Genomic DNA, 14,109 nt, shown 5'->3' with positions numbered 1-14,109 from the left:
TTGCGAGTCCTCTCCGGGCAGTGGCCGCAAGTGCGCGCAGCATGGCGGGACGGGGTGCTTTATATCGTCGGCGGCCCCAAAGGCGGTGAGGAGCTCGCAGAGGCCCTGATGAAGATCGCCGATGAAAAAGCCTGGACGCCCTACAAGCGCGATTGGAACAGGGATCGGGACGAAGGCAAGAAACAAAAGAAGGAATACGACCAGTCGCAAGATAAGGACCGCGAGGATTCGTCGTTCGATCATTCATTGCTTCTTTGGCAATCGACAGCAGAGGAGGAACAGTTGGAGCTCTTTGCGGCTCACATAGCGCCGGCGGTTCACGGTCGTTTCAATCCCTTGCTTGGATCTGGCGGCAACGCGGGACGGCGAGACTTCTCGGATGGCTGTAATCTGGCAAAAGAACTGCTCGCGCAAAAGACGGAGAAGGGACCGGATCGCGCTCAAAAGATGGACCACTTGAAGGACCTCCTCTACGACAGGCCAATCCGCTGGCCTGTCGGTAAAGCGTCTCTCAATTCCAACGGTCATTCGAGCAAGAAAAGCAAAGGGCGGTCACTGAATGCTGCCTCATGGTTCAGCGAGGGGAACAAGCTCTATAACAACGGGCAGGGCCCATTCCGCGAGGGCGGCATCTCTCCTTGGGCAATGGTGCTGGCATGCGAGGGGCTAGCGTTTTTTGCTGGCAGCGCCTCACGTCGGCTGGGTGCGCGCACCCGCTCCATCGGTGCCTTTCCGTTCGTCATCGCGGCAGCCGCCCCAGAAACGGCGGGAGAAGCCGGTCGCGACAAGGGAGAAGTTTGGGCTCCGCTCTGGTCCCGGCCCATGACAGTGCCCGAAGTCGCCGCTTTGTTCGCTCGGGGCCGAGCCGAGATCGGCGGGCGTGGTGCCGTCACGCCCGCTGCCTTCGCCGCAGCCATTACGCGGCGCGGGGTGGATGCGGGGGTCAGCGAGTTCCGTCGCTTCGCGTTGGGCAAGACCACAAGCAAAAAAACCTTCGAGCCCCGCTATCTCGGTGCGATAACGGTTCCGCCGGACTCGTCCGATAAGCGATCCGCGGCATATGAGCGATCCGAGGCATATGAGCGATCCGAGGCATTCGAGCGGATGCTCCAGCTGTTGGAAAGCCTACCCCGAGACGAAGAAGGGAGCCGGCGGCGCTTCGTTGGCCTTCGCGGGCCAATGGAACGCGCTCTGATCGATGCATCTAGTGCGCCGGATGATCCCGAAGCGGCTGCCGCTCTGCTCGACGCTGCGGTGCAAGCGCTTGACCGGGTGGATGCAAATCGATCATTTCGCGAAAAAAAGGTGACCTGGCGGCCACTGCCGGTCGCTTGGCTGCCGCTCGGCGACGAAACGCCCGAGCTCCGCCTCGCCCGATCGTTGGTCTCGGCCTTCCCTCGCGACTATCCCTTTGCGCTATACCGCTTTGGAGTGAAATGGGCGAACCAGGCTGACGACGGACGGCCAAGAAAGGATTCCCCCTACTTTCATCCGCGGAGAGAGCCGGCACGCTGGGTATGGCGCATCGGTTCGCTCACGCAAAACCTCGGCGCGGTCCTGGAGCGTCGCTTGCTTGATTGGGAGAACGAGCGAGAGAGAAAAGGTTCAACCACTCCCACGCTGATAGCCGCCCGCTTGGTCGACGTCAGAGACTGGCTCGACGGCAAGATCGATGAAGCATTGCTGACGCGCTGGATCTCTCGTCTTGCGCTATTCGACTGGTCCCATCCACCGCGCAACCCCGCTCCTCGGCTCAAGAACAACGCGCAGCCCTCAGTGGATCCCCTATTGGCGCTCTACGGCCTCCTTCATCCGCTCTTCGATCTGAGGCCGCTTTTCGACGAGGACCTTGATGAGAGACCTGATCTTCTCGACCCACAAAGCGGCGCACGTACGCCTGCGGCCGCACGGCGCATCGCGGCGCTGATCCGTAGTAGGGATATCGAGCGAGCGGTTGAGGTAGCTCGTTCTCGCTACGCGATGGCGCGTGCCCCTCTTGTGCGGACTGACGCGCCGTTTGCCGCCGAAGACCCCGAGCGCCTGCTGGCCGCCTTCTTGTTTTCCATTTCCCATGCCGATCGCTCCGCCCTTTTCTGGCGGTGGCGGCGCCCGCAACGCCAACTCTCGAAGGTCCCTTATGCCTGAAACCCAGACTCAGCCACTTGTCCTAACGCCAGCCGACTTGGTGAATCCTCAAAGCGATCTCAACAAGAAGATCTTAAAAGGTAGGCCGCTGGTGCTGAGCGCGACGTTGGCCCCTGTCGCCAGCGACCGATTCCAGCCCGCCGGATTTCCTGAGATCGGACACGTCATCTACAAGGCGCTGCGAAGCGACGGTCACGTTGAAAATGTCTGCATCGTCGATAGCTCCGCCAGCATGGCGAACCACCTAGAATCGGTGTGCCTGCGCGGCGAGCATGATTATGAACTCGTCGAAGAGCTTGCGGGCATGCCTTACGTACGCTGCGTGACTGGCGAGGAGGTGAACGGGGCGCTGCCGGAAGATCGGCGTGAGGTTGTGGTCACGAGCTTGACGGAAGGTCACCGGCTTGCCTCGACATATTTCCTCGAAGGTCAATTCCTCCATGCTAACGGCGAACTGGCCACCAAACGAGTCAAGTCGAAGAAAAAGGGCAAGGCCACCGGCAAAACGATAGAAGAGGAAGATCAGCCGCAGCCATTCCTAGATTTCCTTGTTAAGGAATTTGGCATCGTTCTCCCGAACGACAAGAAAGCCCATCCGCCCTCGGAGAAATGGTGGAACGTCTTTCAAACGATATTTCGCTACGATCCGAATGCGCTCGTCCACGGGGTTCTATTTCCGCAGTGGCAGATCCGGATCGCCCGCTTCCTGACCGCGCATCTTGAGGCATTCGGCGCTGCTCGCGTCGATCGCTCAGGGGTCAAGTTCGACCGACTCGGTCGGACGAAGTCGGGCCAGCCGATCTTCGCCGTGGATGACGTCACCGCCCGCGAAATCCGGGCAACTTTCATTCTCGACCTGGCGCTCTTGCGCTCGTTCGGCCGCTCGGAAACGATGGGCAGATTATTGGGCTTGTCTGAAAAGCAGAAGGAGTTTCTCGCTGCTCTGGCGCTTTGGAAGATCGACCGATTGCTCAAGGCACCGTTCCGATACCGTTCGGGATGTCATCTAGAGCTCGTTGGTCTCAAGCTCGGGCATCCCAACAATGACTACTCGCCGCATGTCAAACTGGAAGTAGACATCAAGCAGGCAATCCAGAGTGCTGCGTTCAGAGAGGAGGGCGATAAGGCTCCGATCATTACGGACGTGTTCTGGAAGCGAGACGACATCTACCGTGAGGAAAAGGAAGAGAATGCGGCCAAGCCTGCGGTGGGCGCTACCGCCGAAGACGACGAGGGCAACGAAGCTCACAATGACGAGAGTGAGGGCGATTGAGCAATGCGGTTAATCCTGCGCCAGTCGTTTCCTTTAGGGCGTTTCCACGCGACGTTTTGGAAGACGAATGCCTTTGACAAAGAGGTCTCTGGCGAATGGCCTCCGAGTCCTTGGCGTTTGATCCGCGCTGTTGTCGCGCGCTGGCATCAATGGCGCCGCGAGACAACCGACGCTGCGCCCGAGGGTGAACTGAACAGACTCGTCCGGGCCTTGTGCAAGAGTGAATACCGTTTTTATCTGCCGGAGCAGGCTCGTCAGTCCTTCAGTCTTCGCCAATACCATCCAGTTCAGCCTGATCGCCCCCCCCTCGGGATCAGGTCTTACGTGACCAGCCTTATCCAGGACAATGCTTGGTGCGTTTCACCCGACAAAGAGTTGCTCTGGTTCATTGAAGGAGATGACTGGACCGATGATCTTGCGCGCGTTCTCGATCAATGCCTGCAACGGATCGTCTATTTCGGGCGCGCTGAGTCACTGACAAGCTTAAGCCGCATCGATCACACATCTAAGTCGCCAAACGTGAACCTATTGAAAGAAAGGACATCCAAAAACCAGGTGCCGGTGCTCGCCCCAGACTCGGAGGCAACTCCGGATGAACCTCGAGCCGACATCGAGCGAGTTACTGAAGAGGAAGTCGCCGCGCGCAACGTCCCGCAAGGCGCGCGCCTATTCTATACGGAAAGACCGCAGCGACCTTCCGCTTGCGAGCCCCGCTGTACGCCCAAGCGCTCCCACAGGCAGCTCATTCAGTTTGCGCTCGGCTGGGCGGTACGGCCGGAAGCGCGCGCAACTGTTCGGTTGACGGATCGATTTCGTGCTGCCGTGCTCCGCAACCTTATCCGCTCACGAACAAACAATACTGCTAAGAAATGGAGCGAAACGCCCGTGGAGATTCGCGAAGCGATCGCGGAGATGACCGGCAAGGACTCGCGAGGCGAACCCCTGCGGGGGCCAAGACGGCATGCTGAGTTTCTCCTTTGGTGGGAAGGTGGTGTCCCGACACGCCTTCTTGTCTGGAGAGGCTCCAGGCCCTTCGATGAAGAGGAGGAGAATGCGATCCTTGAGGCTGCTGCACAAGAACTGTCGTGGGCGGCCATCGGACCGGAAGCGGATTTGTGGAAGATCAAGCTTGTTCCACTCGACACCGCAGTGCCACCACCGCCGGGATTTGACGGAGCGCCAAGGTCGATTTGGGAAACCCTCACGCCTTATGTTCCACCTCGCCACAATTTGCGCCGAGGAAAGGTCCGGGAATCGGAGACGATAGGAAATCAAATTCGTCGTGAGCTTGCCGCTCGTGGCTACTTGTCAGACACCGAGCTTCTATCTGTTGAGGAAATCGCGCCTCCGACATGGGTGGCCGTACATCTGCCACGGCGGCACGCCGGTCAACGGTCATTTCATGGCGGCCGCCGCGGCTACTGGCTCCGGATCGCGTTCAAAAATCCACTGGTTGGGCCGATTCGGTTGGGACATTCGAGCAGCTTTGGACTTGGACTGTTTTCGCCAAGTGCCACGTGAGCTCCGACACACAACCTGAATCCCCCCTCTCCGCGCCTCCGGTGAGCGGCGATATGCCGCTCATCCCTGCGCGCATGGTAAACGAGTTCGTGTATTGTCCCCGGCTCGCCTACTTGATGTGGGCGCAAGGCGAGTGGGCGGAAACAGCCGATACGGTCGAAGGCCACCGTGCTCACGCGCGCGTGGACAGCGCCAATGCGCCGCTACCAGCCCCGCAGGCCCTCGAAGGCGATCAAGCAACAGGGGGCGAGAGAATCGTCACTCGCTCGCTGTTGCTTTCGTCGACGGAGCTGGGCGTCATCGCGAAGCTCGACCTCGCCGAGGCAGAGGATGGGTTTACCGTACCGGTTGATTACAAGCGGGGCAAGCGCCCGCATGTAGGGCAGGGAGCTTACGAACCGGAGCGAATCCAGATCTGCCTTCAAGCCCTGCTGCTGGAAGAGCATGGCTACCGCGTCAAAGAGGGCGTCATCTACTACGCCGAGAGCCGGGAACGGGTGCGCGTTGCGCTCGAGGATTCGCTGCGCCTGGCCGCACGAAGCGCGGTGAAGGAGCTGCGCCGGACGGTCTTGGAGCATCGCATTCCCCCTCCCCTCGAGGACAGCCCAAAATGCCCACGCTGTGCGCTTGTGACAGTCTGCCTTCCGGACGAGGTGCGCACCCTTTCGGGCTCCTCCCTTGCGCCGCGGCCGATCGCCGTTCCCCCCGACGAGGCTCTCCCCCTCGTCGTGCAGTCCCAGCATGCGCGGATTGGCAAGGAGGGTGAGGCGCTCAAGATTACCGATGAGGGGAGCGGCCAGACGGTGGTGCGTTTCCTTGACATTTCGGATGTGGCGCTCTTCGGCAATGTATCGATCATCACGCCAGCGCTTACAGCGCTGCTGGAGCGAGAGATTCCCGTCACCTTCCACAGTCATGGCGGGTGGTTTCGCGGTGTGGCCCACGGCATCGGCCAGCGCAATGTCGAGGTCCGCACGGCGCAAGATCGCATGAGCTTTGAGGAGGTTGCCTGCCGGAAGTTCGCAAAAGACCTGGTCGCGGCAAAGATCGCCAACCAGCGGACGATCCTTCGCCGCAACTGGCGTGGAACGGCAGAGGAGCGGCAGGCGGTTCTCGACCGGCTCTCGGCCGCGCGCAAGTCCGCCGACGCTGCGACAACGCTCACGCAGTTGCTCGGCATCGAGGGGGACGCGGCAGCGGTCTATTTCCGGGCCTTCGCGAGCCTATGGAAGCCACCCGAGGATAAGCAGGCGAGCTGGCGGTCTTCCGGTTCGAGGCGCGCAATCGCCGACCGCCAAGGGATCCAATCCATGCGATGCTCTCCCTTGCCTACGCCCTCTTGACTCGGCACTTGACGATCGCGCTCGCTTCGGTCGGTCTTGATCCCTATCGCGGCTTCTATCACGCGCCGCGCTACGGCCGTCCGGCTCTGGCGCTTGATCTTATGGAGCCGTTCCGCGCGATCATCGCTGATTCGGTCGTGCTTTCCGCTGTCAATACCGGCGAGGTCGGGCCGAGCGATTTCGTCGTAGCGGTCACCGGCACAGCCCTATCCCAAGCGGGACGCCGCCGTTTTATCGAAGCCTTTGAGCGCCGGCTCTCCCAGGAGACCAGACACCCCATCTTCGGCTACCAGCTGAGCATGCGGCGTCTGTTGCTGGTGCAGGCGCGGCTGCTCTCCCGTTTCCTGCTGGGTGAGCTCTCGAGCTATCCCCATTTTCTACTGCGCTGAGGCTTTCCGATGGACGAACACGTGTGGATCGTGGCCTACGACATTTCCAACCGCAAGCGTTGGCGATGCGTCTTCAAGGCCCTGCATGGGTATGGGGAGTGGCTGCAGCTTTCCGTTTTCCAGTGTCGGCTTACGCGACGGCGTCGCGCGGAGCTCGAGACGCGCCTACGGGAGCTCATCAAGAATGGCGAGGATCATGTGCTCCTGATCGACGTCGGACCCGCAGATAGAATCAAGCTGGCGATAGAGAGCATCGGAAAGACATTCTCAAAAATGGAACGTCGAGCTATTGTCATTTAGCGGAGTCTGATACGTTCCTTGGCAATTCCGAAAAAGGAAGAACGGGCTTGAGTGAAGGCGTTCCGGCGCTGCCGGATGTCTTCAAGCGGCGAGGTGCTGCACGGGAGCCCAAACCCGCTCGAATCTTGGTAAGCTGCTGGAGTCGTGCGTTCTTTGATATGGGGGATGTGATCAGGCGTAGAATCCAGCAGGCTTCGCTGGTCTCGAATTGCCACCGGTCGAAAAGGCACCGAGATTGCGCTGGTATCCAGAAGCTTCTAAGGTGGGCGTATCCGAGGCTTTCGCGCCTCGGCCTCATTGAAGTAGGACCTCATGGGGAAGCGTCTCGTTCTCCTTCCGCAGGTATCCGAGGCTTCCGCGCCTCGGCCTCATTGAAGCTGGTCCTCCATGGCGGCTCTCCCGCGCGCATCCTGGGTATCCGAGGCTTCCGCGCCTCGGCCTCATTGAAGCTGGTCGCATGAATGGCTGCAGTCCGACGAGACCGAAGTATCCGAGGCTTTCGCGCCTCGGCCTCATTGAAGTTCGATTCGAGGGAGATTAACCTCGCGAAAGATCTTGAGTATCCGAGGCTTTCGCGCCTCGGCCTCATTGAAGCACTTGGGTCCATAGCGGGATGGGCGGGAAGAATCCAGATGTATCCGAGGCTTTCGCGCCTCGGCCTCATGGAAGCACCATCTCGGACGCCGCCTTGCGTAGTCCGGCCCACGCCAGGCACCGCTTCCAATGGAAGCCGCCCTCTCTGGTGAGATCGACCCGACGCTCTCGAAGGGAACGATCGCATCGCGGGTCAGCCCCTCTTTGCGGCCCAGCAAGGGGGGCTGATCCCCGCCGAGGGAGCGCCGATGCGGAAGGCTCGCGCTTCATCCAAAGCACTGTTTTGGGCGCCTCAGGGATTTGGCGCTTGTCGAGGGCATCTTCAAGGAGGGGTAACATCAGATTGCCCTCGAGCTCCCCCGAGGATGCCCCGCCCGATGTGAGGAGCTTGCTTCCCGTAGCCGAAGCTGGGTGCGCCCAATTGGAGCGCTTCCATCCGGATTGGGAAAGGGATTGACGAGAGTGCGGCCCTTCCTGCATAGATGCTGCGGCTCCTCCGCGAGACCTCTCCCATGCACTTGGCTAGAAGGCGGTGCTGCCGAGAACTCGTCTTACTTTCCCTCTGCTTCCTCCTCGTCCTGCCCAGCTCGCCGTCCTCTTCGCGGGCGGAAGAGCCTCCACCAAAGGTCGACCTGGCAGAGCTTGTCCAAAAGCGCAAGCTTTCCAGTGGGGAGATCCTCGCCATGGTGAAGGCGGTTGCCAACTGGCCGATTGCCGAATTTGGATGGCTGCCCGCTGCCTTTCACGTCGACTTTCACGGAACCGCGACGGGCCCATCTCTCGGCTACCCCTTTGATCTCCAGTGGGGCCGTCCCTATTTCCGCACCAATGGCCAGACCTTGCTCCATGGAGGATCGCAGATCTCCGGAAATCCCGTTGGCCAGGACTGGACGCCAGGCGACGCCAAGCCCGTCCTCCAAGGCATATCGATGCGATTCCCCTGGTCCTCCACCCTTGAGCCCCATGTTGAAAAGAAGGCGGCAGTGAGGGCCATCGCTTTCTGGGCGCCATCCCTCCATGCACGTTGGACGACCGTGGCTTTTGCCTTCCGAAAAGGCCGCGTCTCTTTGCGGCAGTGGGAGCTCATCGAGCGATGGGGCAAGCCCACCTCGATCGAGCTGCTCAAGCACCGGAGCCCTGTCGAGGACAGAGGCCCCGGCTCAAAGCTAACCTACGAGCAGGTTGGCCCGCACTGCTCCGTAACGTTCTTTTTCTATACGGCCAAAAAGAAAAAAGTTCCCCTGGTGATCGAGTGCACGTTTTCCAGCACTCCTCCATCCAAGGGCCAAGCCCTGATGGAGAGAAGACCCCATGAAGGCAGCAAAGGGGTCGAGCAGTCAGAGCCGGCCCCGGCAACCGGTTCCCATCCGTAGCAAGAGAGAGGGCCACTCCAACTCTCGTCCTCCGACTCGGAGCTTCTTTTCCGAGGGATCAACCTCCTTGGCCGACTCGATCCCTCAGGCCCAGGTTGGAAAAGGGAGTTGACCCGAAGGCGGCGCTTCCCGTACAAGGCGCATCGGCGTTCCGCAAGGTTTCCCCCATGAACTTTGGCAGGGTCGAGAAGTGCGTGAGGAACGTCTTACTTTCCCTCTCCTTCCTCCTGGTCCTGGCCACCGCCCCGCTCTTCCTCCGCGCGGAGGAACCTTCACCAAAGGTCGACCTGGCGGCCCTCGTCCAAAAGCAGGAGCTCACCGACGAGGAGGTTCTCGCCATGGTCAAGACGATCGCCAACTGGCCGATCGCCGACCTTGGGAAGCTGCCCGATGCCTTTGGGGTGAAGTTTGTCGGTGAGCGAAAGGGCAACTATCCCGGCGAATCCTTCGATCTCCAGTGGAGCACCCTTGATCCTCCTTATTTCGGGCACCCAGGCTGGCCCCCCGTCTATCCGGCGTACACAGCCGACCGTTACGAAAGGTGGTGCCAGCCTTTGCCTCCTGCCTTCGGCATCTTTATTGGCCCCCCTGTCGGCGACATCTTTATGGGCGGCCCGTCGTCGGCTCCGGGGTGGCAACCCATTGGCTATCCCCGTCGTGCCGGGAAGCACAATAAGCGCAAGGGGATATCGGCTCCCAAGGATCGGGCGGTTGGCGCGATCGCCTTCTGGTCTTATCGCAATCCTAAGCTCCCTGAGACGGTGGTGGCATTGGCCTTCCGCAAGGGCCGCTGCTCCTTGCAGGGGCCCGAGCTGATCCGGCGGTGGGGAGAGCCCAGCTCGCTGTGCGAACTGCCCGAAAAAACGGCCTTTCAACTGTCCGAAGTGCGGTCATATCGCGAGCTGGCATACGACCATGCCGGCCCGCACTGCTCGGCAGAATTCTACTTTTGCCTCAACCCTGACCGCACCTTCCGTGACGAGGGCCGTGACGAGGCTCAAGAGCTACCGCTTACGGTCTTGTGTCGCTATTCCCGTGATCGTCCTTCGGAAAGCCCAAGCCAAAAGGAGGCAAAAGCGCCATGAGCCAGCAAAGGATCCTAAATCCCGATAATTTTCAGATCGGCTTTGGGGGAGAGTACCACTCATACGGCGACCGTCGCCCGCTAAAGCACCACTGCTTCCATCTGCCGCAAAACCCGGAATTTCTCGAGCAGTTGCGCAAGCGGGGCTTTCGGGACCTTGCGCTCGAACTCCCGGAGGATTCCCAGCGGGATGTCGATCACTTCCTCGGGCAAGCCGAGGCTCGGTGGGCCGGGTTGGCCGCGCCAGCCCGGGCTGGAAAAGGGGTTGACCCGAAGGCGGCGCTTCCCGTACAAGGCGCATTGGCCTTCCGCGAGGTCTCCCCCATGAACTTTGGCAGGGTCGAGAAGTGCATCAGGACCGTCTTACTTTCCCTCTCCTTGCTCCTCGTCCTGGCCACCGCCCCGCTCTCCCTCCGCGCGGAGGAACCTTCACCAAAGATCGACCTGGCGGCCCTCGTCCAAAAGCAGGAGCTCACCGACGAGGAGGTTCTCGCCATGGTCCAGACGATCGCCAACTGGCCGATCGCCGACCTTGGGAAGCTGCCCGATGCCTTTGGGGTGAAGTTTGTCGGTAAGCGAGAGGGTAACTATCCCGACGAATCCTTCGATCTCCAGTGGAGCTCCCTTGATCCTCCTTATTTTGGATTTTCTCGATTTTCCGGAAACGTCTTTTTCCCACTCTCAAGCCCAGACTGGCCCCCCATCTATCCGAACTACATAGCCGTCCGTAAGAATTGGTGGATCTGGCTTGGGAGTCTCCCTGTCGGCGGCATCATTGTTGGCCGCCCGCCGACGCCTCCGGAGTGGTACCCCATTGGCTATCCCCGTGGTGCCGGGAAGCACAATAAGCACAAGGGGATATCGGCTCCCAAGGATCGGGCGGTTGGCGCGATCGCCTTCTGGTCTGATCCCTATCCTAAGGCCCCTGAGACGGTGGTGGCATTGGCCTTCCGCAAGGGCCGCTGCTCCTTGCAGGGGCCCGAGCTGATCCGGCGGTGGGGAGAGCCGAGCTCGGTGTGCGAACTGCCCGAAAACACGACCGATCAACTCTCCAAAGGGCGGTCATATCGCAAGCTGGCATACGACCATGCCGGCCCCCACTGCTCGGCAGAATTCTACTTTTACCTCAACCCTGACCGCACCTTCCGTGACGAGGGCCGTGACAAGGCTCTCGAGGTACCGCTGACGGTCTTGTGTCGCTATCCCCGTGATCGTCCTTCGGAAAGCCCAAGCCAAAAGGAGGCAAAAGCGCCATGCGCCACCAAACGACCCTAAATCCCCATAATTTTCAGATCGCCTTCGGGGGAGAGTATCACTCATACGGCGACCAACGCCCGCTAAAGGACCACTGCTTCCAGCTGCTGAAAAACCCGGAATTTCTCGAGCAGTTGCGCAAGCGGGGCTTTCGGGACCTTGCGCTCGAATTCCCGGAGGATATCCAGCGGGATGTCGATCACTTCCTCGGGCAAGCCGAGGCTCGGTGGGGTTCCTGCCTAAGGAAGATCCACGAGAAGGGATTAGTCGGAGGCGCACGCGACAAGGCGGTAGCGGAGGCAGCTGACCAGATCTGGCAGCTTGGGGAGCGGATGTGGCGGAACGTGGCACAAAAGGCAGGCCCTGCATCCCTACTGGATGACAATCTCCACAGCCGGGAATGGTGCGCGGTCCTCTCCGAGGTCGCATACAAGAACGCTCAACATCCCGAAGCGCGAATGCGGGTCCACTGCATCGATGTACCTAGTGAGCGGTACCGGAAGGCATACCGGGATGGAGATGTGTGTCTTGTGATGGGCGTTCCCCGAAGCTGCCAGGGGGTGATCGATGACTATCTTGCTCGCGGGGAGGCGCTCGCCAAGGTGGGTAAGACCCTTTCGGCACGGGACGCAAAATGGTTTGGGGAAGCGATCGCGCATAAGCTCCAAGAGGGCAATCCGAAATGGCAGCCGTCCAACGATTTTTGGGAGCAGATGGAGGGCATGACTTCCGTGATCAACGCCGAGCGTCGGTGGGCCGGCGGAAAGATTACGATACGGACCAGCGGGGTCGATGACACCCAATTTTGGAACAAGGTACGCGAGCGTCTAGGGGAAAGGGCTTCCGAATTGGTGCCACCGCTTGGTGACGGGCTCACCCCCAAGAACATCCGGGAGCGGAACGAGTACATGGCCAGCAAGCTCCAAGCGATTGGGCAATCGGTCGTGTCGAAGGAAGGCTCTTGCGGCATTTTTGCTTGGAATGGCGATGCCCATGTCCACCCAGAGCTCCCCAATGGAACGTTGCCCCGTTTCTTTCAGAACATTGCGCGGAGGCAGATCATCGTAGCCAGTATCGACGAGAATGGCGAGCCCGTTAGTGCCGCTGACGGCTCGCAGCTCTGGCAGATCTATTCCGAAGTGGGCGGGAAGCTGGTCTCGGATGGGAAGGAGCACGAGACCAAAAAGGCGGGGAAGGCTTTCTTCGAGGCACGGCCGCCCCAAAAGGACCCTCCGGGCATGCCCGACTCCCCGCAGCGCCAGCCCAGCGCCTCTCTCGAGAAGGCCTCCAACCAGAAGGTAGCAAAAAGCGGGCCATTGACGCATGAGGCTTGGATCGCGGTCATGCGGGAGAAGATCGCGATCGCGAGGGAGAACTGGGCTCGCAATGGGGGCCTAGATGCCCTTCGGCAACGGCGCGCCGAGGAACGGCCGATCGATCTTTCCAAAAACCCGTTTGGGACGCTCCGGAGCCTCGCCTCTGCCGAAATCGCCAAGGCGGTTGCTCGGCTCCAGGAGCTTCCCAAAGAGCCCCCCGCTCGAAAGGAGGTGGCTTCTTCTCCGCCCATGGCTCGCGAGCGGAAGGCGCAGCTGCTGGCGCTGCTCGTCCAGGGTCAAGAGATCCATGCCCAGCGACAAGCCGAGACATTCGGGCAGATGTGGGAGAAGATCCACGCTCGGCAGAGCTCCTTGGGGAGGCAGCCCTTCGATCCCCATTCGCCCCCGCCCCTTTCGACCGAAGGGCTCCAGAAGATCGAGTTCACCCGAACGGATCCCAGGGTGGAGCGAAGCCGCCAAGCCGACCGGGGAGGGAGAGCATAATAGGAGATTCGGCGACGCGAGGGAGGCCCAAGCTTTGCTGAGCACGCAAGGAGCCAATGGTCGCAGCTCGCGCATTCGCCGCTCTGGGTCGCGATGTGTGCACTGCAGGCGGATTGCCCGCCTCCTCGCCACCATCTGAGCGGTCTGGCCGATTGAGCGAGCGTGACCCCAAAGAGATCGGCAGAGCAGGAAGAGCGGCAGAAGCGCTTCTCCGATCCGCCGGCAAAATCCTGCTCCCTGGCCGCTGGACAGGAAATCAGCGATCCGGCGAACCGCGAGGCAGAATGCCAGCCCATCGCTCAAGGTCTCCTGGGTTCTGGGCTCGATCGCGCAGCCGCAGCTCCGCCTTTGCGAGCGGATTTCCTGGTCGCGTGACGGGCGACATGCTCCAGGGCCATCTCGAGCGCGGCTTCGAGTGGCTCAATCGTCTGGGCCGTCTTGGCGAGAAGCAGGCCGCCCTGTAGCGCCGCAAGGATGGCCAGCGCCAACTCGCGGGGGTTCGCTGAGCCTGCGAGCTCCCCGCGGGCCCGCATCGCCCCCAGACCCGCTTCGAGCGCCTCTCGCCAACGGTCGAAGCCGCCGGCCAAGAGCGATCGGGCATTCTCGAACCGGCCGGCCAATTCATTGGCAAGCGAGCCGAGCGGACAACCCCGCAACCCGGGTGCGGCTGTTGCGAGGGCAAGAACGGCATCCCGCCATCGCCAGAGCGCCTCAAGGGAGTCGAGCTGCGCCAAGTGGGGCTGCTGCAGCGCAAGCACCCGCTCGATCTGCCAACGGATGACGCCGAGGATGAGCGCGTCCTTGTCGGCGAAGTAGTGGTAGAGCTGCGACTTGCTTGCTCCGCTCTTCTCAAGGACGTCGTCGAGGCTCGTCCGGCTGGCTCCCTTTTCGTAGATCAGCGCGGCCGCCACCTCGATCAAGCGACCGCGCATCGCAGCGCCGCGGGCGGTGAGGCGTCTTTGGGGCTCCGTCTCCTTCGGCATACGCCGATTGTGACAACATTGGACTTGACG

The 14,109-nt window shown here is 61.0% G+C and carries 9 protein-coding genes, 1 pseudogene and 1 CRISPR repeat array; of the genes and pseudogenes, 9 read left to right on the top strand and 1 reads right to left on the bottom strand.

The features are described from left to right. The first annotated feature begins 54 nt into the window (after positions 1-54). The 9 genes and pseudogenes from csx17 (at position 55) to MacB4_RS07875 (ending at position 13,096) form a co-directional block, all read left to right on the top strand. Entirely contained in the window at positions 55-2,145 is a 2,091-nt protein-coding gene (gene csx17 / locus MacB4_RS07915) for a type I-U CRISPR-associated protein Csx17 (RefSeq protein WP_242529186.1), read from the top strand. Positions 2,146-2,185: 40 nt separating this feature from the next. Continuing rightward, positions 2,186-3,418 carry a type I-U CRISPR-associated protein Cas7 gene (locus MacB4_RS07910; protein ID WP_242529185.1) on the top strand — a complete coding sequence of 411 codons (1,233 nt, stop codon included), beginning with the start codon at positions 2,186-2,188 and terminating at the stop codon, positions 3,416-3,418. 3 nt (positions 3,419-3,421) lie between these two features. Continuing rightward, complete coding sequence (csb2, locus tag MacB4_RS07905; protein ID WP_206863327.1) at positions 3,422-4,939, top strand: type I-U CRISPR-associated protein Csb2; 1,518 nt, start codon at positions 3,422-3,424, stop codon at positions 4,937-4,939. A 53-nt stretch (positions 4,940-4,992) separates the two neighbouring features. After that, a pseudogene (gene cas1, locus MacB4_RS07900) lies at positions 4,993-6,671 on the top strand (CRISPR-associated endonuclease Cas1). Between the two features lie 9 nt (positions 6,672-6,680). Continuing rightward, positions 6,681-6,971 carry a CRISPR-associated endonuclease Cas2 gene (gene cas2 / locus MacB4_RS07895; RefSeq protein ID WP_206863326.1) on the top strand — a complete coding sequence of 97 codons (291 nt, stop codon included), beginning with the start codon at positions 6,681-6,683 and terminating at the stop codon, positions 6,969-6,971. Between the two features lie 268 nt (positions 6,972-7,239). Then, positions 7,240-7,640: a CRISPR direct-repeat array (repeat unit 30 nt; unit sequence GTATCCGAGGCTTTCGCGCCTCGGCCTCAT). Between the two features lie 407 nt (positions 7,641-8,047). After that, positions 8,048-8,938: a hypothetical protein gene (locus MacB4_RS07890; protein WP_206863325.1), complete on the top strand. Its 891-nt coding sequence runs from the start codon at positions 8,048-8,050 to the stop codon at positions 8,936-8,938. Positions 8,939-9,132: 194 nt separating this feature from the next. Next, on the top strand, positions 9,133-10,023 hold the full coding sequence (locus tag MacB4_RS07885) for a hypothetical protein (RefSeq protein ID WP_206863324.1): 891 nt from the start codon (positions 9,133-9,135) through the stop codon (positions 10,021-10,023). Continuing rightward, the gene (locus tag MacB4_RS07880) at positions 10,020-11,297 is read left to right on the top strand and encodes a hypothetical protein (RefSeq protein ID WP_206863323.1); all 1,278 of its coding nucleotides are present in this window, start codon (positions 10,020-10,022) and stop codon (positions 11,295-11,297) included. The genes MacB4_RS07885 and MacB4_RS07880 overlap by 4 nt, the downstream gene beginning before the upstream one ends. Beyond that, positions 11,276-13,096 carry a hypothetical protein gene (locus MacB4_RS07875; RefSeq protein WP_206863322.1) on the top strand — a complete coding sequence of 607 codons (1,821 nt, stop codon included), beginning with the start codon at positions 11,276-11,278 and terminating at the stop codon, positions 13,094-13,096. Before MacB4_RS07880 ends, MacB4_RS07875 begins: the two co-directional genes overlap by 22 nt. A 299-nt stretch (positions 13,097-13,395) precedes the next feature. Here MacB4_RS07875 and MacB4_RS07870 read toward each other — a convergent pair whose 3' ends face one another. Then, positions 13,396-14,079, bottom strand: coding sequence for a TetR/AcrR family transcriptional regulator (locus tag MacB4_RS07870; RefSeq protein WP_206863321.1), 684 nt, complete (start codon positions 14,077-14,079; stop codon positions 13,396-13,398). Positions 14,080-14,109: the final 30 nt, after the last annotated feature.

Origin of the sequence: Methylacidimicrobium sp. B4, assembly GCF_017310545.1 — a bacterium.
Taxonomy (GTDB): Bacteria; Verrucomicrobiota; Verrucomicrobiia; order Methylacidiphilales; family Methylacidiphilaceae; genus Methylacidimicrobium.
The sequence above is the reverse complement of the archived record's forward strand: the minus strand, read 5'-3'. Positions and strand labels throughout refer to the sequence as shown.

Excerpts from the sequence above, each read along its gene's own strand:
- csb2 (WP_206863327.1), top strand. The coding sequence starts at position 3,422 with ATGCGGTTAATCCTGCGCCAGTCGTTTCCTTTAGGGCGTTTCCACGCG.
- cas2 (WP_206863326.1), top strand. The coding sequence starts at position 6,681 with ATGGACGAACACGTGTGGATCGTGGCCTACGACATTTCCAACCGCAAG.
- MacB4_RS07890 (WP_206863325.1), top strand. The coding sequence starts at position 8,048 with ATGCTGCGGCTCCTCCGCGAGACCTCTCCCATGCACTTGGCTAGAAGG.
- MacB4_RS07880 (WP_206863323.1), top strand. The coding sequence starts at position 10,020 with ATGAGCCAGCAAAGGATCCTAAATCCCGATAATTTTCAGATCGGCTTT.
- MacB4_RS07875 (WP_206863322.1), top strand. The coding sequence starts at position 11,276 with ATGCGCCACCAAACGACCCTAAATCCCCATAATTTTCAGATCGCCTTC.
- MacB4_RS07870 (WP_206863321.1), bottom strand. The coding sequence starts at position 14,079 with ATGCCGAAGGAGACGGAGCCCCAAAGACGCCTCACCGCCCGCGGCGCT.